This is a genomic window from Exiguobacterium sp. SH0S2, from assembly GCF_004337185.1.
GTDB lineage: Bacteria > Bacillota > Bacilli > Exiguobacteriales > Exiguobacteriaceae > Exiguobacterium > Exiguobacterium aurantiacum_A.
In genome coordinates, this window is the sequence record NZ_SJVB01000016.1 from 1 (window position 1) to 784 (window position 784).

Here is a 784-nt window from a genome sequence, read left to right on the forward strand (position 1 = left end):
AGATGAGATTTCCCTTTGAGCAATCAAGAAAGACCCCTCAGAGACGATGAGGTAGATAGGTCATGGGTGGAAGCACGGCGACGTGTGGAGCTGAATGATACTAATCGGTCGAGGCTTTGATCTAGAATTGGTTTGTATTGATGAATCTTCAGTTTTGAGAGAGTAATCTTTCAAAAAAAGTTTGACATTATGTAAAGATAATGTTAATCTCATATATGTCTGGTGGCGATAGCGAAGCGGCCACACCCGTTCCCATGCCGAACACGGAAGTTAAGCGCTTCAGCGCCGAAAGTAGTTGGGGGTCTCCCCCTGTGAGGATAGGACGTTGCCAGGCATACATATCGGAGGATTAGCTCAGCTGGGAGAGCACCTGCCTTACAAGCAGGGGGTCGGCGGTTCGATCCCGTCATCCTCCACCATTTACACCTGCCGGTGTAGCTCAGTTGGTAGAGCATCTGACTTGTAATCAGAGGGTCGAGGGTTCAAATCCTTTCGCCGGCACCATTTTTAAAAAAAGTCTACCGCACTAATTATACCTTGCCGGGGTGGCGGAATTGGTAGACGCACAGGACTTAAAATCCTGCGAGGGTTTCCTCGTGCCGGTTCAAGTCCGGCCCTCGGTACCATCTATATATCCCATTGGGAATCATTCGTCTCGCACCCTTAGCTCAGCTGGATAGAGCGTTAGACTACGAATCTAAAGGCCGGGAGTTCGAATCTCTCAGGGTGCACCATTTATAACGGGAAGTAGCTCAGCTTGGTAGAGCACTTGGTTTGGGACCAA

4 tRNA genes and 2 rRNA genes are annotated in these 784 nt (G+C 49.2%); all 6 read left to right on the forward strand.

From position 1 onward, the window contains the following. Window positions 1-124, forward strand: a 23S ribosomal RNA gene (locus EVJ21_RS15185); the annotation flags it as partial. 94 nt (window positions 125-218) lie between these two features. Then, window positions 219-334: ribosomal RNA gene (gene rrf, locus EVJ21_RS15190) — 5S ribosomal RNA — on the forward strand. Between the two features lie 9 nt (window positions 335-343). Continuing rightward, window positions 344-419: transfer RNA gene (locus EVJ21_RS15195), tRNA-Val, on the forward strand. A gap of 9 nt (window positions 420-428) precedes the next feature. After that, window positions 429-504 (forward strand) — tRNA-Thr (locus tag EVJ21_RS15200). Between the two features lie 35 nt (window positions 505-539). Then, a tRNA-Leu gene (locus EVJ21_RS15205) sits at window positions 540-626 on the forward strand. Window positions 627-657: 31 nt separating this feature from the next. After that, window positions 658-734: transfer RNA gene (locus tag EVJ21_RS15210), tRNA-Arg, on the forward strand. Window positions 735-784 lie beyond the last annotated feature (50 nt).